General features: G+C 70.5%; 23 protein-coding genes. 8 read left to right on the top strand and 15 right to left on the bottom strand.

The genetic code is table 11. The annotated features are described in order from the left end of the window. Window positions 1-31 precede the first annotated feature (31 nt). Window positions 32-382 (top strand): GFA family protein, encoded by a 351-nt coding sequence (locus K343_RS0106945; RefSeq protein ID WP_028007438.1) that lies wholly within the window; start codon window positions 32-34, stop codon window positions 380-382. A gap of 141 nt (window positions 383-523) precedes the next feature. Continuing rightward, entirely contained in the window at window positions 524-1,219 is a 696-nt protein-coding gene (locus K343_RS0106940; RefSeq protein WP_028007437.1) for a hypothetical protein, read from the top strand. A 53-nt stretch (window positions 1,220-1,272) separates the two neighbouring features. Here the strand turns inward: K343_RS0106940 and K343_RS0106935 are convergent, their stop codons facing one another. Continuing rightward, a complete protein-coding gene (locus tag K343_RS0106935; RefSeq protein WP_043112273.1) occupies window positions 1,273-2,109 on the bottom strand; it encodes a siderophore-interacting protein in 837 nt (278 codons plus the stop codon). A 90-nt stretch (window positions 2,110-2,199) separates the two neighbouring features. Between K343_RS0106935 and K343_RS21260 the strand changes: the two genes are divergently transcribed. Continuing rightward, a complete protein-coding gene (locus K343_RS21260; RefSeq protein WP_084615742.1) occupies window positions 2,200-2,850 on the top strand; it encodes a PadR family transcriptional regulator in 651 nt (216 codons plus the stop codon). 3 nt (window positions 2,851-2,853) lie between these two features. Here the strand turns inward: K343_RS21260 and glpK are convergent, their stop codons facing one another. Next, complete coding sequence (gene glpK / locus K343_RS0106925) at window positions 2,854-4,356, bottom strand: glycerol kinase GlpK (RefSeq protein ID WP_028007435.1); 1,503 nt, start codon at window positions 4,354-4,356, stop codon at window positions 2,854-2,856. A gap of 74 nt (window positions 4,357-4,430) precedes the next feature. Between glpK and K343_RS0106920 the strand changes: the two genes are divergently transcribed. Continuing rightward, window positions 4,431-5,882, top strand: a complete 1,452-nt coding sequence (locus K343_RS0106920) for an MDR family MFS transporter (RefSeq protein WP_028007434.1) — start codon at window positions 4,431-4,433, stop codon at window positions 5,880-5,882. A 27-nt stretch (window positions 5,883-5,909) separates the two neighbouring features. On the opposite strand, the gene K343_RS0106915 is transcribed toward K343_RS0106920, so the two are convergent. From K343_RS0106915 to K343_RS0106905, 3 genes are all read right to left on the bottom strand, one after another. Beyond that, on the bottom strand, window positions 5,910-6,665 hold the full coding sequence (locus K343_RS0106915; protein ID WP_028007433.1) for an anti-sigma factor: 756 nt from the start codon (window positions 6,663-6,665) through the stop codon (window positions 5,910-5,912). Next, window positions 6,662-7,219 carry a sigma-70 family RNA polymerase sigma factor gene (locus K343_RS0106910; RefSeq protein ID WP_028007432.1) on the bottom strand — a complete coding sequence of 186 codons (558 nt, stop codon included), beginning with the start codon at window positions 7,217-7,219 and terminating at the stop codon, window positions 6,662-6,664. Before K343_RS0106910 ends, K343_RS0106915 begins: the two co-directional genes overlap by 4 nt. Window positions 7,220-7,289: 70 nt before the next feature. After that, window positions 7,290-9,185, bottom strand: coding sequence for a glycosyl hydrolase family 18 protein (locus tag K343_RS0106905; RefSeq protein ID WP_245585135.1), 1,896 nt, complete (start codon window positions 9,183-9,185; stop codon window positions 7,290-7,292). 198 nt (window positions 9,186-9,383) lie between these two features. Here K343_RS0106905 and hemB point away from each other — a divergent pair, with 198 nt between their 5' ends. The 4 genes from hemB to K343_RS0106885 are packed head-to-tail and all read left to right on the top strand — an operon-like array spanning window position 9,384 to window position 12,475. Continuing rightward, window positions 9,384-10,379 carry a porphobilinogen synthase gene (hemB, locus tag K343_RS0106900; RefSeq protein ID WP_028007430.1) on the top strand — a complete coding sequence of 332 codons (996 nt, stop codon included), beginning with the start codon at window positions 9,384-9,386 and terminating at the stop codon, window positions 10,377-10,379. 34 nt (window positions 10,380-10,413) lie between these two features. Then, a complete protein-coding gene (locus K343_RS0106895; RefSeq protein WP_043112216.1) occupies window positions 10,414-11,121 on the top strand; it encodes a glutathione S-transferase family protein in 708 nt (235 codons plus the stop codon). A 23-nt stretch (window positions 11,122-11,144) separates the two neighbouring features. Further along, window positions 11,145-11,957, top strand: a complete 813-nt coding sequence (aroE, locus tag K343_RS0106890) for a shikimate dehydrogenase (RefSeq protein ID WP_028007428.1) — start codon at window positions 11,145-11,147, stop codon at window positions 11,955-11,957. Window positions 11,958-11,959: 2 nt separating this feature from the next. Then, window positions 11,960-12,475 carry a L,D-transpeptidase family protein gene (locus K343_RS0106885; RefSeq protein WP_028007427.1) on the top strand — a complete coding sequence of 172 codons (516 nt, stop codon included), beginning with the start codon at window positions 11,960-11,962 and terminating at the stop codon, window positions 12,473-12,475. Between the two features lie 20 nt (window positions 12,476-12,495). Here K343_RS0106885 and K343_RS0106880 read toward each other — a convergent pair whose 3' ends face one another. The 10 genes from K343_RS0106880 to hisB form a co-directional block, all read right to left on the bottom strand. Continuing rightward, complete coding sequence (locus K343_RS0106880; protein ID WP_028007426.1) at window positions 12,496-13,731, bottom strand: sensor histidine kinase; 1,236 nt, start codon at window positions 13,729-13,731, stop codon at window positions 12,496-12,498. Further along, window positions 13,724-14,422 carry a response regulator transcription factor gene (locus K343_RS0106875; RefSeq protein ID WP_028007425.1) on the bottom strand — a complete coding sequence of 233 codons (699 nt, stop codon included), beginning with the start codon at window positions 14,420-14,422 and terminating at the stop codon, window positions 13,724-13,726. Before K343_RS0106875 ends, K343_RS0106880 begins: the two co-directional genes overlap by 8 nt. A 15-nt stretch (window positions 14,423-14,437) precedes the next feature. Then, window positions 14,438-15,208 (bottom strand): twin-arginine translocase subunit TatC, encoded by a 771-nt coding sequence (tatC, locus tag K343_RS0106870; RefSeq protein ID WP_028007424.1) that lies wholly within the window; start codon window positions 15,206-15,208, stop codon window positions 14,438-14,440. Further along, window positions 15,205-15,552 carry a Sec-independent protein translocase protein TatB gene (gene tatB, locus K343_RS21255; protein WP_051278014.1) on the bottom strand — a complete coding sequence of 116 codons (348 nt, stop codon included), beginning with the start codon at window positions 15,550-15,552 and terminating at the stop codon, window positions 15,205-15,207. Before tatB ends, tatC begins: the two co-directional genes overlap by 4 nt. Before the next feature lie 21 nt (window positions 15,553-15,573). Continuing rightward, on the bottom strand, window positions 15,574-15,801 hold the full coding sequence (gene tatA, locus K343_RS0106860; RefSeq protein WP_028007423.1) for a Sec-independent protein translocase subunit TatA: 228 nt from the start codon (window positions 15,799-15,801) through the stop codon (window positions 15,574-15,576). 18 nt (window positions 15,802-15,819) lie between these two features. After that, window positions 15,820-16,149 (bottom strand): phosphoribosyl-ATP diphosphatase, encoded by a 330-nt coding sequence (locus tag K343_RS0106855; RefSeq protein ID WP_028007422.1) that lies wholly within the window; start codon window positions 16,147-16,149, stop codon window positions 15,820-15,822. A gap of 53 nt (window positions 16,150-16,202) precedes the next feature. After that, window positions 16,203-16,973 (bottom strand): imidazole glycerol phosphate synthase subunit HisF, encoded by a 771-nt coding sequence (gene hisF, locus K343_RS0106850; protein ID WP_028007421.1) that lies wholly within the window; start codon window positions 16,971-16,973, stop codon window positions 16,203-16,205. Between the two features lie 125 nt (window positions 16,974-17,098). Continuing rightward, window positions 17,099-17,824: a 1-(5-phosphoribosyl)-5-[(5-phosphoribosylamino)methylideneamino]imidazole-4-carboxamide isomerase gene (hisA, locus tag K343_RS0106845; RefSeq protein ID WP_028007420.1), complete on the bottom strand. Its 726-nt coding sequence runs from the start codon at window positions 17,822-17,824 to the stop codon at window positions 17,099-17,101. Window positions 17,825-18,022: 198 nt separating this feature from the next. Continuing rightward, window positions 18,023-18,664: an imidazole glycerol phosphate synthase subunit HisH gene (hisH, locus tag K343_RS0106840; protein WP_028007419.1), complete on the bottom strand. Its 642-nt coding sequence runs from the start codon at window positions 18,662-18,664 to the stop codon at window positions 18,023-18,025. A gap of 69 nt (window positions 18,665-18,733) precedes the next feature. Next, window positions 18,734-19,327 carry an imidazoleglycerol-phosphate dehydratase HisB gene (gene hisB / locus K343_RS0106835; RefSeq protein ID WP_028007418.1) on the bottom strand — a complete coding sequence of 198 codons (594 nt, stop codon included), beginning with the start codon at window positions 19,325-19,327 and terminating at the stop codon, window positions 18,734-18,736. Between the last annotated feature and the right edge of the window lie 29 nt (window positions 19,328-19,356).

The following is a 19,356-nucleotide window of genomic DNA, read 5'->3' as shown; positions in this document are numbered from 1 at the left end:
CTGAGCGCCGCTTCCGATACGGAGAAGAACGATGAGCCTATATCACGGCAGCTGCCATTGCGGACGGATCGCCTACGAGGTCGAGGTCGAGGCGCAGCCGGCAATCGAGTGCAACTGCTCGCACTGCAGCCGCAAGGGTTATCTGCTCTGGTTCGTGCCGCGCACGGCGCTGACGCTGCGCACGCCGGCCGCGGACATGGCGACCTATCGCTTCAACAAGCACGTCATCGACCATCACTTCTGCCCGGTCTGCGGCTGCGCGCCGTTCGGCTTCGGCGCCGATCCGAAGGGCCAGGCGACGGCCGCGATCAACGTGCGCTGCCTCGAAGGCATCGAACTCGGCACGCTGGCGCGCATCCCGTACGACGGCCGCAGCGCCTGAGGCCGGGCGCTGCCGCCCGTCCCGACCCGGCGGGCGGCGTGCGCCGCGTCACGAACGCGGCGCGCGCGTCAGCATTCTGTCCCGTTCGCCGCCCGACCCGCAGCCACACTCGCGTCGGGCTCATGCGACGGAGAACGGGCGATGTTCGAGCGGACGTGGAAAAGCATTGGCATCGTGGCGCTGCTCGTGCTGGCCGCCTGCGGCGGCTCGGGTGGCGGCCACGATGACGACGGCAACGAGCCGCCGCCGGCCGGCGTCGAGCGCCCCGGTCTCGGCGATTCCAGGGCGGCGCCGCAGGGCGCGCCGTTCGCGCTGCCGGCCGGCGTGGAAGTGGCTGGACCGATCAAGGGCTACAGCGTCTTCACGCCCGAGAACTGCGCGCCGCAGGAACCATCCCAGGGCGTCGGCGATCTCGTGCGCATCTGCCTGCCGCTGCGCAATACGACGGACACTATCGGCAACCCGCTGCCGATCACGGTCACCATCCCGCCCGGCTTCGTCGCCATCGCCGAGGATCTGCATACGCAGAACGGCGTCCTGGTGCAGAAGCAGGCCGTGCTCATCGAGCCGGGCAGGACGATCTACCTGCCGCTGTATCTGTTCTGCCTCAACGCCAGCCGCAGCGGCAGCAGTCCGCAGGACACGTTCCAGCTCGGCCCGATCCTGCGGTACGCCGACTTCCAGGAGCTGTTCGATCTGCTCAAGGACAAGGAGCTCGACCGGGACGCGCCGCAGGCCGAACTGCAGGGCGCGGTGTGGCGCCTGTCGGAAGGCGATCCGCTGTCGGTCGAGGACCGCGCCTACATCGCTGCCTTGCCGGCGCGCAGCAGCGATTGAGATGACGCGCTGCCGGCGAGGAGCGCTTCCGTGCCGGCGCAAGGCGCTGCCGTTCAGTCCTCGTAGCGCTCATGCACGGCCGTGGCACCGCGCTTCCAGTACGCGGCGGCCTTGACGCGCGCCGCCGGCAGACCGCGTTCGCCGAGCAATTGCGCGCGCAGCGCCCGGGCGACGCCGGCCTCGGCCGCGATCCACGCATAGCCGTCGCCCGGCGGCAGGGCACATTGCCGCAGCGCCGCGCTCAAGGCCTCGATCGCACCCGGCGCGCCGCCATGCCGGTGCACCCAGTGCCGCGCGAGCGCGGCCGGCCCCGGCAGTTCGATCTCGTCCGCCGCGCCGTCGACCTCGGCGATCACGATCGCGCGGGCGCCGGCCGGCAGTTCGGCGAGCCGGCGCGCGATCGCCGGCAACGCGGTGTCGTCGCCGATCAGCAGATGCCAGTCGAAATCGGTCGGCACGAGAAAGGAGCCGCGCGGACCGCCGACGCCCAGCGGCTGACCGACCCGCGCCTGCTCGGCCCAGCGCGTCGCCGGCCCCGCTTCGTGCAGCGCGAAATCGATCTGCAGGGTCTGCGCCGCGGCGTCGTAATGGCGCGGCGTGTAGTCGCGCATCGCCGGGCGCGGCCCGGCGCCGAACTGCGGGCCGTCCGGGCCGGGCGTCGGCAGGTTCAGCGAGCCGTCCTCGGCGGGAAAGAACAGTTTGACGTGATCGTCGAAGCCGGGGCTCGAAAAGCCGGCGAGTTCGTCGCCGCCGACGGTCACGCGCAACAGGTGCGGGGTCACGCGCTCGACGGCGCGAACCTCGAGGCGGCGCAGGCGGCTTGCATGGCGGACGCGCTGCGGGCGGCGCCCGTCCGGCGCCGCGATCGCGGCACGATGGGCTTCGTTCATGGCAGTGTTCATGGGTTCGTTGCTGTTGTAAGTTCGTTACAAACGATATATCGTTACCGACATCGATGCAACGGATCCTGGAGGTCCCCCATGTTCAGACATCATTTCCACGGCGGCCGGGCCGCCTTCGACACGCCGGCATACGGCGCCGAGGCGCCATGCTGCGCGCACGGCGAAGGCCGCGGCCGGCACGGCCACGGCCGCCACGGCCGGGAGTCCGGCGAGGGTTTCGGCGGTTTCGGCCGCGGCGGCTTCGGCCGCGGCGGTGGCGGCGGCGGCCGCGTGTTCGGCGCCGGCGATCTGCGCCTCGTGCTGCTGGCGCTGATCGCCGAGGCGCCGCGCCACGGCTACGAGCTGATCAAGGACATCGAGCAGCGCTTCGGCGGCGCCTACGCGCCGAGCCCCGGCTCCGTCTATCCGACGCTGACCCTGCTCGAAGAGCTCGGCCAGATTCGTGGCCAGGCCGAGGACGGCAGCAAGAAGCTGTTCGAGATCACCGACGAAGGCCGCGCCTTCCTCGATGCCAATCGCGCGGCGGTCGATGGCGCGCTGAACCGCATGGCGATGGTCGCGCGCATGATGGGCGGCGGCCGCGCGCCGGAAGCCGTGCATCAGGCGATGCACACGCTGAAGACGGCGCTGATGTTCCGCCGCGGCGGCTGGACCGACGCGGAAGCCGAGCGCGTCAGCGCCATCATCGAACGCGCCGCGCAGGAGATCAGCGGCGGCGAAGCGGACTGAGCCTCAGGCGCGCCGCACGCGCTGCACGGCGTCGCCCCAGCCGCGGTACAGCGCGTCGGCGCGCGCCGCCGGCATCTGCGGCACGAAGCGCGCCTGCGCCGTCCAGCGCGCGGCGATGTCGTCGAGCGAGCGGTAGACGCCGGCGGTGAGGCCGGCGAGGAAGGCGGCGCCGAGCGCCGTGGTCTCGACCGTCTGCGGCCGCACGACGGGAATCTGCAGCAGGTCGGCGAGGCACTGCGTCAGCCAGTCGTTGACGACCATGCCGCCGTCGACGCGCAGCTCGGTCGGGGCGACGGCGTCGGCGGCCATCGCCTGCAGCAGATCGCGCGTCTGGTAGGCGACCGATTCGAGCGCCGCGCGCACGATGTGGGCGATGCCGGAGTCGCGGGTCAGGCCGAAGATCGCACCGCGCGCCTCCGGGTCCCAGTACGGCGCACCGAGGCCGGTGAAGGCCGGCACCAGATAGACGCCGTTGGTGTCGGGTATCGACTTGGCGAGCGGCTCGGTCTCGCCGGCGGCGCGGATCAGGTGCATGGCGTCGCGCAGCCACTGCACGGCGGCGCCGGCGACGAAGATGCTGCCTTCGAGCGCGTAGGTCGTCTCGCCGTTCAGGCGATAGGCGACGGTCGACAGCAGGCGGTTCTTCGAACGCTTGAACTCGCGGCCGGTGTTCAGCACCAGAAAGCAGCCGGTGCCGTAGGTCGACTTGCTCATGCCCGGCGCGAAACAGGCCTGGCCGATGGTCGCCGCCTGCTGGTCGCCGGCGATGCCGCCGATGCGGATCGGCGCGCCGAACAGCGCCGCCTCGGTCGCGCCGTAGTCGGCGGCGCTGTCGCGCACTTCCGGCAACAGCGCGCGCGGCACGTCGAAGAAGTCGAGCAGTTCGTCGTCCCACTGCTGCGTGACGATGTTGAACAGGGCCGTGCGCGAGGCATTGCTGGCGTCGGTCGCATGCACGCGACCGTTCGTGAGTTTCCACAGAAGCCAGCTGTCGATCGTGCCGAAGGCCAGCTCGCCGCGCTCGGCGCGGGCGCGCGCGCCGGGCACGTGTTCGAGCAGCCAGGCGATCTTGGTCGCCGAGAAGTACGGGTCGACGATCAGGCCGGTCCGGGCGCCGATCCAGTCGTTGCGATCCTGATGCTGCTGGCAGAAGGCGGCGGTGCGGCGGTCCTGCCAGACGATCGCCGGATGGATCGGCGCCCCCGTCTTGCGATCCCAGATCACCGTCGTCTCGCGCTGGTTGGTGATGCCGAGCGCGGCGATGGCGCGCGCCTCGGTGCGCGCCGCGGCGAGCGCCTCGCGCACGCAGGCCACGGTGTCGTCCCAGATGCGCTGCGCATCGTGCTCGACCATCACCGTCTTGACCGGCGTGTCGACGCCGGGCGCCGCCTGCGGATAGGCCTGCGGCAGCTCGCGCTGCGCGACGCCGCGCTTGACGCCGTCGGCGTCGAACACGATCGCGCGCGTGCTCGTCGTACCCTGGTCGATCGCCAGCAGAAGCCCCATCGTTCCCCCTCCCTGCGGCGCGCCGGCGCCCGATAATGTCGAACTTTAACCCGTCGTCCACGCCGATCCGACCCATGCCGCCCACCGACTCCGCCGCCGCGCCGCGTTCCGGCATCCGCGTGGTGCCGCTGATCATCGCCAGCGCGCTGTTCATGGAGAACCTGGACTCGACGATCATCGCCACCGCGCTGCCGCAGATCGCCGGCGCGCTGCACGAGGACCCGCTGCATCTGAGCCTGGCGATCACCGCCTACCTGCTCAGCCTGGCGGTGTTCATCCCGCTGTCCGGCTGGATCGCCGACCGCTACGGCGCCAAGCGCGTGTTCCGCTACGCGATCCTGCTGTTCACGCTCGGCTCGGCGCTCTGCGGGCTGTCGCATTCGGTGGCCGGGCTGGTCATCGCGCGCGTCATCCAGGGTCTCGGCGGCGCGATGATGGTGCCGGTCGGCCGTCTCGTGCTGCTGCGCAAGACGCCGAAAAGCGAGCTGGTCGCGGCGATGTCCTGGCTGACGATCCCGGCGCTGCTCGGCCCGGTGCTCGGCCCGCCGCTCGGCGGCTTCATCGTCACCTACGCCTCGTGGCGCTGGATCTTCTTCGTCAACCTGCCGATCGGCCTCGTCGGCTTCTGGCTGGTGACGCGCTACATCGACGACATTCCCGGCGCCGCCACGGGCCCGCTCGACTGGCGCGGCTGGCTGCTGCTCGGCAGCGGTCTGGCGCTGCTGGTGTCGGGCTTCGAACAGCTCGGCAAGCAGGTGCTCGACAACGGCGCGGTCGCGGCGATGCTGCTGGCCGGCGCCGCGCTGCTCGCCGCCTACGTCGCCTATGCGCGCGGCCGGCGCGGCACGATCCTCGATCTCGGCCTGCTGAAGATCCCGACGTTCCGCGTCTCGGTCGGCGGCGGCACCGTCTACCGCGCCGGCATCGGCGCCTACACGCTGCTGATGCCGCTGATGCTGCAGCTCGGCTTCGGCTTCTCGGCGGCGGCCTCGGGCGCGACCACGTTCGTCTCGGCGGTCGGCGCGCTGGTGATGAAGGCGACCGCGCCGCGCGTCGTGCGCCGCTTCGGCTTCCGGCCGCTGCTGATCGGCAACGCCCTGCTCAGCGCCGTGTTCCTGGTCGGCTGCGGCCTGTTCGGCGAAGCCACGCCGCGCGGCCTGATCATGGCCTGGCTGCTCGCCTACGGCTTCTTCCGCTCGCTCGAATTCACCTGCCTGAACACGCTCGGTTTCGCCGACGTGCCGGAAGCACGCATGAGCCAGGCGACCAGCGTCTCCAGCACCGCGCAGCAGCTGGCGCTGAGCCTCGGCGTCGGCGTCGGCTCGCAGCTGCTCAACAGCAGCCTGGCGCTGCGCGCCGGCACCGCGCTCGAGGCGATCGACTTCCGCTACGCCTTTCTCGCCGTCGCGCTGCTGACCGCGTCCGCCGCACTCGGCTTCCGCCGCCTCGCCGCCGACGCCGGCAACAACGTCAGCGGCCACGCCCGCGTCGCCGCCGAACCGGAACCGGCCGAGCAGCGCAACTGAAGCCGGCTCACGCCAGCGGCGTCGCGCTCAGAGCGCAACGACCGGCGCGCTGCTGACGACCGGCCCGCTCGGCTGGCCGCTCGGCGAACCGCCGTAGGGCTCGCGGCTGACGGCGAGCATCGGCCGCTCCGGCATCTGCAGGCCGGCCGGCATCGGCATCCGGCCGCGGCCGGTGAGCGGCAACAGGCCGAGCGAACGCGGCTTGCCGTCGTCGCCGATGAGCCACAGCTCCAGGCTCTCGCGCTGCGCGTCGACACCGAAATCGCCGCGCGCGATGACGCTGATCTCACCCTTCTGCGGATACAGCGACACCATCCACACGGCGGCACCGTTCTGCACCGGCAGCATCGACACCAGCGGCGGCTTGCCGGCGACGACGGCCGGCGGCGGCCCGGCCGGCGCCTCGCCGCGGTAGCGGTAGAGCTGCAGCGACAGCACCACCACGGCAGCGCTGGCGGCGACCGCCCAGCCCTGCCAGAACCACAGCGGCGGTCCGCGCCGCGCGCCGCCGCCATTGCCGGCACCGCCGGCAAGCGGCGTGACGCGGGCGGCGTCGGCGGCGATGCGCCGCTCGATCTCGGCCCAGACGATCGCCCGCGGCGGCCGCGGCGCGGTGTCGGCGAGCAGCGGCGCGAACCGCGTCTCCCAGAAGCGGACTTCGGCGCACAGCTCGGCGCGCGACGGCAGCAGGCGCTCGAAACGGCGCCGCGCGGCGCCGCGCAGCGTGCCGAGCACGTATTCGGCGGCGAGGATCTGGCGCAGGCGGGCGTCGTCGTACTTCATGCCTCAAGGCACTCCCGCAGCAGCAGCAGGCCGCGCCGCACCCAGCTCTTGACGGTGCCGAGCGGTGCCTTGAGCACGCGCGCCAGCTCGGCGTGCGTATAGCCTTCGTAGTACGCGAGCAGCACGCTGCGGCGCTGCTCCGGGGCGAGCGCCTCCATGCAACCGGCGAGCTGGCCGAGGCCCTCGTGCTCGACGGCGCGCGCTTCCGGATCGACGGCGTCGCCGTCGGCGAAGGTCAGCGGCGGCGCATCCTCCTCGTCCGGCATGCCGACTTCCGGGCGCCGGGCGCGCAGCAGGTCCAGCGCGCGGTAGCGCGCGATGGTCTGCAGCCAGGTCAGCGGCGCGCCCTTGTCGGGGGCGTAGGTCTCCGCCTTCTGCCACACGCGCAGATAACAGTCTTGCAAGGCTTCTTCCGCCCAGTCACGTCGCTCCAGAATACGCAGCAGCACGCCGAACAGATGCGCGCTGCTGGCGTCGTAGAGCTGGCGGAACGCACGCACGTCGCCGGCGGCCGTTTCGGCGAGCAGGCGAGCCAGCAGAACGGCGTCGGTCATGGGGACGGTGGGGCGGGCGTGGCCGCAGTGTAGCGGAAGCCGCGCCCGCCCCGTCCTGCCGCAAGCCGCGTCACGGCGCCAGGAAGCCGTCCTTGAGCGCCTGCATCAGCGGATCGCGCTGACCGGCCGGCGCGTTCGGCAGATAGCCCTGGTTGATGGTCCAGACGATCGTGCCGCCGAGGCCGTTGTCCTTGACGAACTTGGCCTTCTCGCCGATCGACCAGGCGTCGTCGTAGGACATGAACGTGCATTGCTGCGGACCGACGCCGCTGTTCGGATCGCCGGTCGTCAGGTACGGCACCATCGCCGTCAGGTCGCGCCGCGGCGTGGCCTGCGGGTAGTACAGCGTCATGATGTTGGTGTAGCTCATCTGGTTGTCGTCGGCGCCGTTGACCGGCAGGCCGCCGGGCGTCGAAACCGCGATCTGGTGCGGCTCGGTCACGTAGCGCCAGCAGGAGCCATAGAAACCGATGCCGATGCCGAGCTTGGCGGCCGGAATGCCGCCGATCTCGCGCCAGGCGCGCACCGTCGAGGCGATCGAGCTCGGTGCCATGCCGGTCTCGCCGTACAGCGCCGAGGAATGCCAGCTCTCCCAGTTCCAGAAGCCGGACGCCATGCCGTAGCTCATGATGTTGATCTGGTCGAACAGCGGCGCCACCTGGCCCCAGAACGGGTCCGCCTCCTCGCTGGCGAAGTTGTTGTTGATCCAGCCGATCGGCACCGTCAGCAGCTTGTCCGGCGCGGCCGCGCGCAGGGCTTCGGCGAGCTTGCGGAAGTCGACGCGCTCGTCGATGCCGTTGCCCGGATCGACGACGATCGGCTCCCAGTCGAGATCGAAGCCGTCGAAGCCGAACTCGGCAGCGAGCGCGACGAGGTTCTGCACGAAGCGCGCGCGGTTGGCGTCCGACGCCGCCGCCACGAACTCGTCGTGCGCGCCGTCGCCGCCGAGCATGACGATCACCTTCTTGCCGGCGGCGTGCGCGCGCGTCACCACGTCGTGCGCCCAGGCCGGCCCCTCGACGTCGTCGATGTCGAAGTGCTTGTTCAGCGTGCCGTCGGCGCGCGGCGTGATGCGGCCGAGCATCAGATGCGTCAGCGCCGAGTAGTCGACCACCTCCGGCGGATACAGGCCGCGCGCGTAGCCGACGTAATAGCCGCTGACCCACTTGCCGGCGCTCGGCGGCGCGTCGTTGTCGAGGATCGTGCGCGTATGCACGGACGTGGCACCGAGCGTGGCGTTGGCCGGATTGCGCAGCGTCAGCACCACGGTCTCGGCGCTCTCCACCGCGCTGTCGTCGACCGGCGTGATGGTCAGCGCGCGGCGCGTCTGGCCGGGCTCGAAGCGCAGCGTGCCGGCCGGCGCGAGCGTGTAGTCGGCGCCGGCGCTGGCCGTGCCGGCGATCGCCAGCTCGACCGTGACCGCCTGCACGCTGGGCGCCGACAGCACGATCTCGATCTGGCTGGCCTGCGCCTCGCTGCCGCTCGCCGCGGCGCCGGCGAACGCGAGCGTCGGCAGCGTGGCGACGTCGTTGTCGTCGATCCGCAGCCGGTACTGCGCCGGCGAACCGAGCCGCGCGCCGCTCGGCGTGCCGAGCGTCAGCGTCAGCGTCTCGGCGGACTCGACGTCGGCGTCGTCGAGCGTCTGCACGACGATCGTCCGCGAGGTCTCGAGCGGACGAAAGCGCAGCGAGGCAGGCAGCGAAGCCTGATAGTCGCGCCCGGCCAGGGCCTCGCCGCCGGCCGTGAGCGGCACCGTGACGCTGCCGAGCGCCGGCCGCGACAGGCGCACCGTCAGCGTCGCGGTGCCGCCTTCGGCGAGTGCGGCGCCGCCGCTCGTGAACTGCACCGTGGCCGGCCCGATCAGGCGGTCGAACAGACCGGCCGCGGCCGGCGCGGCCATCGCCGCCGCCACCGCGGCGATCGCGGCGAGGCGCATCCGGCGCCGCGGCTGTGAAGAATGCGACATGAAAATCTCCCCCGGGAACGTCCCGTGCACGAACGCGCGGACCGACGCGGTCCGCCTCTGCACCCTAGGCCGGCGCGCCGGCCGGCGCTTGAGGCGGCGATGCGTGTTTCGTGAGGTTTTGCTGAGGTCGGCCGACGGGGCGGCGGCGCGCAGGCGAGGTCTATAATTCCGGCTCCCTCTCCGTCGCCGGACGCACCCGTGACCCTCGGTTCCTACCCCCGTACGCGCCTGCGCCGCACGCGCCAGGCTTCCTTCGTCCGCGACATGGTCCGCGAGACCCGGCTGGTGCCGGGCCAGCTGATCCAGCCGCTGTTCGTCGCCGAAGGCGCGCTGAAGGGGCCGGTCGCGTCGATGCCGGGCGTGGTCCGCCTCGACCTCGAGGAACTGGTCCGCGAATGCGAGGCGCTGCTGGCGCTCGGCGTCGGCTGCGTGGCGCTGTTCCCGGTGACGCCGCCGGAGCGCAAGACGCCGGGCGGCGAGGAAGCACTGAATCCGGACAGCCTGATGGTGCGCTCGATCAAGGCGATCAAGCGCGCCGTGCCGGGCATCGGCGTGCTCGCCGACGTCGCCCTCGACCCGTACACCAGCCACGGCCAGGACGGCGTGCTCGACGCGCACGGCTACGTCGACAACGACGCCAGCTGCGAGATCCTGCGCCGCCAGGCGCTGCTGTACGCGCGCGCCGGCGTCGATATCGTCGCGCCGAGCGACATGATGGACGGCCGCATCGGCCACATCCGCGACGTGCTGGAGCGCGACGGCCAGAAGAACACCCTGATCATGTCGTACGCGGCCAAGTACGCCTCGGCGTTCTACGGCCCGTTCCGCGACGCGCTCGGCTCCGGCAGCAATCTGGGCAAGGGCGGCAAGGAGACCTACCAGATGGACCCGGCCAACACCGACGAGGCGCTGCGCGAAGTCGCGCTCGATCTCGCCGAGGGCGCCGACATGGTGATGGTCAAGCCGGGCATGCCGTACCTGGACATCGTTCGCCGCGTGAAAGACGAGTTCAAGGTGCCGACCGCGGCCTACCAGGTCAGCGGCGAGTACGCGATGCTGCAGGGCGCGATCGAGCGCGGCTGGCTCGACGAGAAGAAGGCCGTGCTCGAAGCGCTGCTGTGCTTCCGCCGCGCCGGCGCCGACATGATCCTCACCTACTTCGCCAGGCGCGCCGCGCAGTGGCTGAACGCCTGATCCGCCGCCGCTCCGCGCCAGGGACGCCGCGCCGATGACGATCGAACTGCACCAGTACGCGTCGCCGGCCGGCTGGCCGAACCTGTCGCCGTTCTGCATGAAGGTCGAGACCTGGCTGCGGCTTGCCGGCCTCGACTACCGCGTCGCCGTGCAGAGGATGCCGAACGGCCCGCTCGGCAAGCTGCCGGTCGTCAAGGACGACGGCGAGATCATCGCCGACTCGCACAGCATCATCGAGCGGCTCGCCGCCAAGTACGGCAAGGATCTCGACGCTGGACTCGATGCGCGCCAGCGCGCCGCGGCGCGCGCCTTCGAGCGCCTCATCAACGAACACCTGTACTGGGCGCTGCTGCATTTCCGCTGGATCGACGACGGCGGATGGGCGCAGACGCGCCGCGTGCTGTTCGCGGCGCTGCCGGCACCGCTGCGGCTCGCGATCGGGCCGCTCGCGCGCCGTGGCGTGCGCGCCCAGCTGAAGGGCCACGGGCTCGGCCGCCATCCGCGCGCCGAGATCCTGCGCCGCGCCGCCCAGGACGTGCAGGCGCTCGCCGACTGGCTCGGCGAGCGGCCCTACTTCATGGGCGCGCAGCCGACCACGCTCGACGCGTCGGCCTACGGCTTTCTCGGCAACCTGCACGACGCGCCGATCGACACGCCGCTCAAGGGCATCGTCGCCGCGCATCCGAATCTCGTTGCGTACTGCGCGCGCATGCACGCGCACTGCTTCGGCGCCGCGCGCTGAACCGTCCTGACCTTTTTCACTTCATGACTGACCGCTACGCCGTCATCGGCCATCCCATCGCGCACAGCAAATCGCCGCTGATCCACGCGCAGTTCGCGCGCGAGACCGGCCAGGATCTCGCCTACGACGCAGTCGACGTCGAGCCGGAGATGCTGCCGTTCGCGCTGCGCCAGCTGCACGACGAGGGCTATCGCGGCCTCAATGTCACGCTGCCGCACAAGACCGAGGTCGCGCAGCTGTGCGTCGGCGTCAGCGAGCGCGCGCAGCAGGCCGGCGCGGTCAACACACTGCTGCGCGTCGATGGCGGCTGGCAGGGCGACAACACCGACGGCGACGGCTTCTGGCGCGATCTGACGCGCCTGGGCATCGGCGTCGCCGGCCGCCGCGTGCTGATCGTCGGCGCCGGCGGCGCGGTGCGCGGCATCCTCGGCCCGCTGCTGGCGGCGCGGCCGGCGCTGCTGGTCGTCTCCAACCGCAATCCGTGGAAGCCGGAAGCGCTGGCCGAGCAGTTCAAGGAGGTCGGCAGCGTCGTGCCGCGCACGCATCTGGCGCTGAAGGGCGATCGCTACGACCTCATCGTCAACGCCACCTCGGCCGGCCTCAGCGGCGCGATGCCGCGCCTGCCGGGCCAGCTGCTCGCCGACGGCGGCGCCTGCTACGACCTGTCGTACGGCGCCGCGTTCGCGCCGTTCCGCGACTGGGCAACGGCGCAGAAGGCGGCGATCGTCGCCGACGGCCTCGGCATGCTGGTCGAGCAGGCGGCCAGCGCCTTCGAGATCTGGCGCGGCGTGCGCCCGCCGACCGCCGGCGTGCTGCAGGCGCTGCGCGCCGCCTGATCGTGCGGCGCGCGCTCGTCCTCGCCGCCTGCCTGTTCGTGGTGTCGGCCGGCGCCGCCGACGAGGCCGCGACGCCGGCCGCGGCATCGACGCCAATCGTCGACCTGGTGCGCGTCGTCAAATCCGAGCGACGTCTCTATCTGCTCAGCGGCGGCCAGGTGATCGCCCGCTACCGCATCGCGCTCGGCCCGCATCCGCTCGGGCCGAAGCTGCAGCAAGGCGACGGCCGCACGCCGGAAGGCCGCTACGTGCTCGACGCCAAGAAGGCCGACAGCGATTACTACAAAGCCATCCACATCTCGTACCCGAACGCCGACGACCTGGCCCGCGCGCGGGCGCGCGGCGTCAAGCCGGGCGAGGCGATCATGATCCACGGCCAGCGCAACGGTTACGCGAGCCTCGGCATCTTCCTGCAGCGCACCGACTGGACCAACGGCTGCATCGGCCTCGCCAACGCCGACATGGACGAGGTCTGGAACCGCGTCGCGGTCGGCACGCCGATCGAACTGCTGCCCTGAAGCGGGCGCGGCCGCCGCGTTCAGGCGCGCGGCGCGAAGCGCAACGTGCCGCGCACGCCGCCGCCCTCGCGATTCTCGACCGTGAGCGTCCAGCCGAAGCGCTGTGCCAGCGTCTGCGCGATGTAGAGCCCCATGCCGGTGCCGCCGTCGTGCGCACTGAAACCCGGCTCGAAGACGCGCGGCAGCGCCGCCGGCGCGATGCCGGGGCCGTCGTCCTCGACCGCGAAATGGTCGGCGCGCAGGCGCACGGTGACCGTGCCGCCGCGCGAGGCGCGCAGCGCGTTGCGCAGCAGGTTGGTGAAGATCGCCGCGATCGCACCGGCCGGCGCGGCGATGCGCACGGCCTCGGGCATGTCCCAGCTGACGCGCACCTGCGGCGAGGATTCGATGTACGGCTCGGCGAGTTCGCGCAGCCAGCGCTCCAGCGACAGCTCCTCGAAAATCTGCGTGTCGCGCAGCCGCGACAGCGTCAGCAGCGCGTCCAGCTCGTGGCGCGCCATGCGCACCGCACGCTCGATGCGCTTGAGCGCCGGCTGCTCGCCCTGCAACGCCAGCGTCTCGGCGGCGCCCTGGATCACCGCGATCGGCGTGCGCAGCTCATGACTGGCGGCGGCGGCGAACGCCCGTTCGCGCTCGACCAGCGCGTCGAGCTCCTGCATGTAGCGGTTGAGCGCATCGACGATCACGGCGAGTTCGCTGTCGTCGACCGCCAGCGCGATGCGCTCGCCGCGCCGCTCCGGATCGAGCGCGCCGAGCTGCCCGACCAGCTGGTCGAGCGGTGCCAGCGCGCGCTGCGCCAGCCAGCGCGAAGCGAAAAAACTGAGCACGCCGACCAGCGCCAGTGCGGCGAGGCCGGCACCGAACAGCGCGTTCTCGCGCGTCTCGACGAAGGTGATGTCGTAGAGCAGGTAGGCGTACGCCGCGGGCCCGGTCTCGCGCACCAGCAGATTGAACGAGCGGCCGTCGAAATGCAGGTCTTCGTAGTAGCCGGGGCGGTAGCGGCGCAGTTCGGCCGGCGCCTCGTCGCCGTTGAAGAAGCGCAGCGTGTCGTGCGCGCGGCTCGCGGCATCGGGGGCGTGCGGGCCGACCATGAACGCCAGCTCGCGCTCCATCAGATCGCGCACCGCGGCATCCTCGATGTAGACGTCGCTGAGCCAGACGCCGACCGCGGCCAGCGAGGCGATCAGCAGCGAGAGGCCGACGAGGCCGCCGACCAGGCGGCGATGCAGCGTGCTGCCGGCGCGGCGCCTAGTCACCGTCGTCGGCCGTATCGCCGAGGTCGGCCAGCCGGTAACCGGTGCCGCGCAGCGTATGCAGCAGCTTGCGCGGGAACGGGCGGTCGATCACGTTGCGCAACGCATGCATGTGCGCGCGCAGCACGTCGCCGTCGGGCACCTCGTCGCCCCACAGCAGGTATTCGAGTTCCTTGCGGGTGACGATGCGGTCGGTCTGCCGCATCAGGAACTCCAGGATGCGCCGCGTCGACGGATTGAGCGGCAGCGTCTGCCCGGCGCGGCGCGCCTCGCAGGTGCGCGGATCGTATTCGAGGTCGGCGACGCGCAGTGCGCCGGAGGCGATCCTGCCGCTGGCGCGGCGGTTCAAGGCTTTCAGACGCGCCTCGAGCTCGGCCATCGCGAACGGCTTGACCAGATAGTCGTCGGCGCCGGCGGCGAGGCCGTCGACGCGGTTCGCCACGGTATCGAGCGCCGTCAGCATCAGCACCGGCGTCGTCACCCCGTGCTCGTCGCGCAGGCGCCGGCACAGCGTCGCGCCGTCGAAGCCCGGCAGCAGGCGATCGAGGATGACGACGTCGAAGGCGCCGTTCGCGGCTGCCGCCAGGCCGCTGGGTCCGTCGTAGGCGAAGTCGACGGTGTGCTGGTGCGCTTCGAGATAGTCGCCGACGTTCGCAGCCAGGTCGGCATTGTCCTCGACGAGCAGCACGCGCATGGGCGGGCCGTCCCTTCAGCCGTTCTGCTGCTCGCGCTGCGCGTCGACTTCTGCGCTGCCCGGCACCATGATGCGCGCGGCAATGATGCCGACCTCGTAGAGCAGATAGACCGGCACGGCGAGCATGATCTGCGAGATCACGTCGGGCGGCGTAAAGATCGCGCCGACGACGAAGGCGCCGACGATCACGTATTCGCGGTTGCCGGCAAGCTGCTTGGGCGTGACGAAGCCGGTCTTGACCAGCAGCACCAGCGCGACCGGCGTCTCGAACGCGAAGCCGAACGCGACGAAGATCGTCAGCACGAAGTCGAGGTACTTGCTGATGTCGGTCATCACCGCGACGCCGTCGGGCGCGACGCTGACCATGAAATGGAAGACGGTCGGCAGCACCAGGAAGTAGGCGAAGGCGACGCCGCTGTAGAACAGCAGCGTGCTCGACATCATCAGCGGCGCGACCAGCCGCTTCTCGCTCTTGTAGAGGCCCGGCGCGACGAAGGCCCAGACCTGCCACAGCACCCAGGGCATGGCCGCCACGAAGGCGACGACGGCGGCGAGCTTGATCGGCGTGAAGAACGGCGAGGCGACTTCGGTGGCGATCATCGAGCTGCCGGGCGGCAGCAGCGCCAGCAGCGGATGCGCGAACAGCGAGTACAGCTGCTTGGCGAAAAAGCTCAGCGGCACGAAGATCGCCAGCACGCCGAGCACGATCTTCAGCAGCCGCGAGCGCAGCTCCAGCAGGTGCGCCATCAGCGGCTGTTCGCCGCCCGAGGGTTGCTCTTCGCTCACGGCTTCTTGCCCGCGGGATCGTCAGCGGCTGTCTGGACCGCGTCGCGCGCCGCATCGACTTCCTGCTGCACGGAGGTCTGCAGGGTGCCGGCTTCCTTGTGCACGCTTTCCTTGAACGATTGCGCACCGTCCTGCACCGCGCGCTTGGCGTCCTCGAGCTGCTTGCGCAGCTCGCCCAGCTGCGCCTCGCGGTCGAGTTCGGCGGTCAGGTTGCGCAGGTAGCCCTTGGCCTGGCCGGTCCAGCGGCCAACCGTGCGCGCGACCTTCGGCAGCTTCTCCGGGCCGAGCACGACCAGCGCGACGAGGAAGCAGACCAGCAGCTCGGAGAAACCGATTTCGAACATCGATGCGCGATCGGTGCCGGATCAGCTCTTGGTTTCTTCGTGCTGGCGGCTCTCGGCGCCGGACTTGCCGCCCTGCGCAAGCTGCTCCGGCGTCTTCGGCGCGTCGGCCTCGCCTTCCTTCATCGCCTGCTTGAAGTTCTTGACGGCCGAGCCGAGGTCGCCGCCGGCGTTGCGCAGCTTCTTGGTGCCGAAGATCAGCACGACGATGCCCAGGACGATCAGCCAGTGCCAGATGCTCAGAGAACCCATGTGCCTATACCTCTTTCGTTAACCAGTGGGACGCGCCGCTTTCTCGGCGTGCCCGGACGTGCCGAAGCGCCGCGCCAGCTCGTCGCTGAGCCGTTCGAGCGCAAGTCCGCGCTGCGCGAGCAGCACGAGCGTGTGGAACCAGAGATCGGCCAGCTCGTGGACGAGCGCGGCATCGTCGGCGTTCTTCGCGGCGATGATGGTCTCGGCCGCTTCCTCGCCGACCTTCTTGGCGATGCCGTCGACGCCCTTGGCGTACAGGCTGGCGATGTACGACGCCTTCGGGTCGGCCCCCTTGCGCGACTCGATGGTCGCAAAGAGTTGTGACAGCACGTCGGCGGGCGAAGACACGGCGATTCCAGGTTCGGGGTCGGGAGTGCCAGTGTACGCCGACTCGGGTCCGCTCAAGAACGGACCAGCACGCCCTTGGCGGCGAGGAACTGCTTGGCTTCGCCGACCGTATAGGTGCCCTGGTGGAAGATGCTCGCCGCCAGCACCGCGTCGGCGCCGCCGGTGGTGAGACCTTCGTAGAGGTGTTCGAGGTTGCCGACGCCGCCGGAGGCGATCACCGGCACGCTGACCGCATCGGAGATCGCGCGCAGCAGTTCGAGGTCGTAGCCGCCCTTGGTGCCGTCGCGGTCGATGCTGGTCAGCAGCAGCTCGCCGGCGCCCTTCTGGACGATGTTGCGCGCCCATTCGATGGCGTCGAGCCCGGTCGCCTTGCGGCCGCCGTGCGTGAACACTTCCCAGCGCGGCGCCTCTTTCTTCTTGCTGACGCGCTTGGCGTCGATGGCGACGACGATGCACTGCACGCCGTAGCGTTCGCCGGCCTCGGACACGAAATCCGGGTTGTCGACGGCGGCGGTGTTGATGCTGACCTTGTCGGCGCCGGCCGACAGCAGCGCGCGGACGTCGGCGCAGTTGCGCACGCCGCCGCCGACGGTGAGCGGAATGTAGATCTCGCGGGCCACGGCTTCGACGGTCTGGAACAGCGTCGGACGGTCGTCGACGGAAGCGGTGATGTCGAGGAACACCAGCTCGTCGGCGCCCTGCGCGTCGTATTTGCGCGCCACCTCGACCGGATCGCCGGCATCCTGCACGTCTTCGAACTTGATGCCTTTGACGACGCGGCCGCGATCGATGTCGAGGCAGGGAATGATGCGTTTGGCGAGCATGTCAGGGGCTGAGCGGAGCGGGCGCCGCTCGCTGCGGGCCCGGGCGCCCCGCCGGTGCCGGCGGAGCAGATTTCAGGACAGGGCGCTGCAAACGCGCCGGGGCGGCCGGACCACACATCGTCGTCTCAGCCTTTCGCCAGCCTGACCGCTTCCTTGAAATCGAGGCCGCCTTCGTACAGCGCGCGGCCGATGACCGCGCCGGCGACGCCGTCGTTCTCGATTTCCTTGAGCCGGCGGATGTCGTCGAGGCTGGAGACGCCGCCCGAGGCCAGCACCGGCGTCTTCAGCGCACGCGCCAGCGCACTGGTCGACTCGGCGTTGAAGCCCTGCATCATGCCGTCGCGGGAGATGTCGGTATAGATGATCGCCTCGACACCATCGCGCTCGCAGTGCACGGCGGTCTCGACGACGTCATGGCTGGTGACCTTGGCCCAGCCGTTGAGCGCGACACGTCCGTCCTTGGCATCGAGGCTGACGATGATGTGGCGCGGGAACTCGAGGCAGAGATCGTGCAGGAAGTGCGGCGTGTTGACCGCCTTGGTGCCGATGATGACGTACTGCACGCCGCTGTTCAGATAGCGCTGCACCGTCTCCTCGTCGCGGATGCCGCCGCCGATCTGCACCGGCACGTCGACCGCGGCGACGATTTCCTCGACGACCTTGAGGTTCACCGGCGAGCCCTTGAAGGCCCCGTCGAGGTCGACGACGTGGATGCGCTCGGCGCCTTCGTCAGCCCAGCGCTTGGCGACCGCGGCGGGGTCGTCCGAGAACACGGTGGCGTCGTTCATCCGGCCCTGGCGCAAACGCACGCACTGGCCGCCCTTCAGGTCGATCGCGGGTATCAACAGCATGAGCTGCGGGTATGGTCAGGTGGAAGGACGGTTATTCGGGGGACGCGTTTGCGGGCGGTCGAGCGGTGCTGGCCGAACGTAAATGAACGAAGAAACGGTAAGGAGAAACCCTGACGTTGCCGACACTCTGCCTGAATCCGCGCAGCGCTGGCAAGCACCGTCAGGCCCGGGTCAGCAGGCCCGGTCCCGAACCGGCGCCTACGCAGGATCCCACTGCGTGAAGTTCGCCAGCAGGGTCATGCCGTGGTTCTGCGATTTTTCCGGGTGAAACTGGAAGGCCACGATGTTGTCGCGGGCGATCGCCGAGGCGAATTCGTGAACGTAGTCGGTGACGCCGAGCACGTGCTCCGGATTCGACGGCACGGCGTGGTAGCTGTGCACGAAGTAGAACCAGGCGTTGTCCGGCACGCCCTGCCACATCGGGTGCGGGCGCACCTGGCGCACGCGGTTCCAGCCCATGTGCGGCACCTTGAGACGGTTCGGCGAACCATCCTCCGGCGGGTCCGGGAACCGCGAGACGCGGCCGGGGAACAGGCCGAGCGCCGGCACGCCGCCGTTCTCGTCGCTCCACTCCAGCATCACCTGCATGCCGAGGCAGATGCCGAGCATCGGCTTGCTGCGCGCCGCCTCGACCACGAGCTGGTTCAGCTCGAGCCGCTGCAGCTCCTTCATGCACTCGCGCACGCCGCCGACGCCGGGCAGCACGAGGCGGTCGCACTTGAGCAACTCCTCGGGGTCGTAACTGATGACGACACGGCCGTTGCCGGCGACGCGCTCGAGCGCCTTGCCGAGCGAGTGCAGATTGCCCATGCCGTAGTCGATGATGCCGATCGCTGCCATGTTGCGAAGATCCGGTGGCGCGGCGTCAGGCGGCGCGGACGCGCGCCGGGTGCCAGGAAAAGGTCACGGCTACAGGCTGCCTTTGGTCGAGGGCATGACGTCGCCGAGGCGCTCGTCGCGGCTGGCGGCCGCGCGCAGCGCACGGCCGAAGGCCTTGAACACCGTTTCGATGATGTGGTGCGCGTTGCGGCCACGCAGGCTGTCGATGTGCAGCGTGACCTTGGCGTGGTTGACGAAGCCCTGGAAGAACTCGCGGAACAGATCGACGTCGAACTCGCCGATGCGCGCGCGCGGGAACTCGACGAAGTATTCGAGCCCCGGCCGGCCGGACAGGTCGATGACGACGCGCGACAGCGCCTCGTCGAGCGGCACGTAGCTGTGGCCGTAGCGGACCAGGCCCTTCTTGTCGCCGAGCGCCCGCTCGAAGGCCTGGCCGAGCGTGATGCCGATGTCCTCGACCGTGTGGTGATCGTCGATGTCGCGGTCGCCCTTGGCTTCGACGACCAGATCGATCAGGCCATGGCGCGCCACCTGATCCAGCATGTGATCGAGGAACGGCACGCCGGTCGCGAAACGCGAGGCGCCGGTTCCGTCGAGGTTCAGCTCCACGCGAATCTGCGTCTCGCGGGTATTGCGTTCGATGCTGGCGGTGCGGGCAGCCATGTGGCTGAACTGGCGAAAAATGGTCGCAA

Origin of the sequence: Solimonas flava DSM 18980, assembly GCF_000426685.1 — a bacterium.
Taxonomy (GTDB): Bacteria; Pseudomonadota; Gammaproteobacteria; order Nevskiales; family Nevskiaceae; genus Solimonas; species Solimonas flava.
This window is presented reverse-complemented; position numbering and strand designations above follow the sequence as displayed.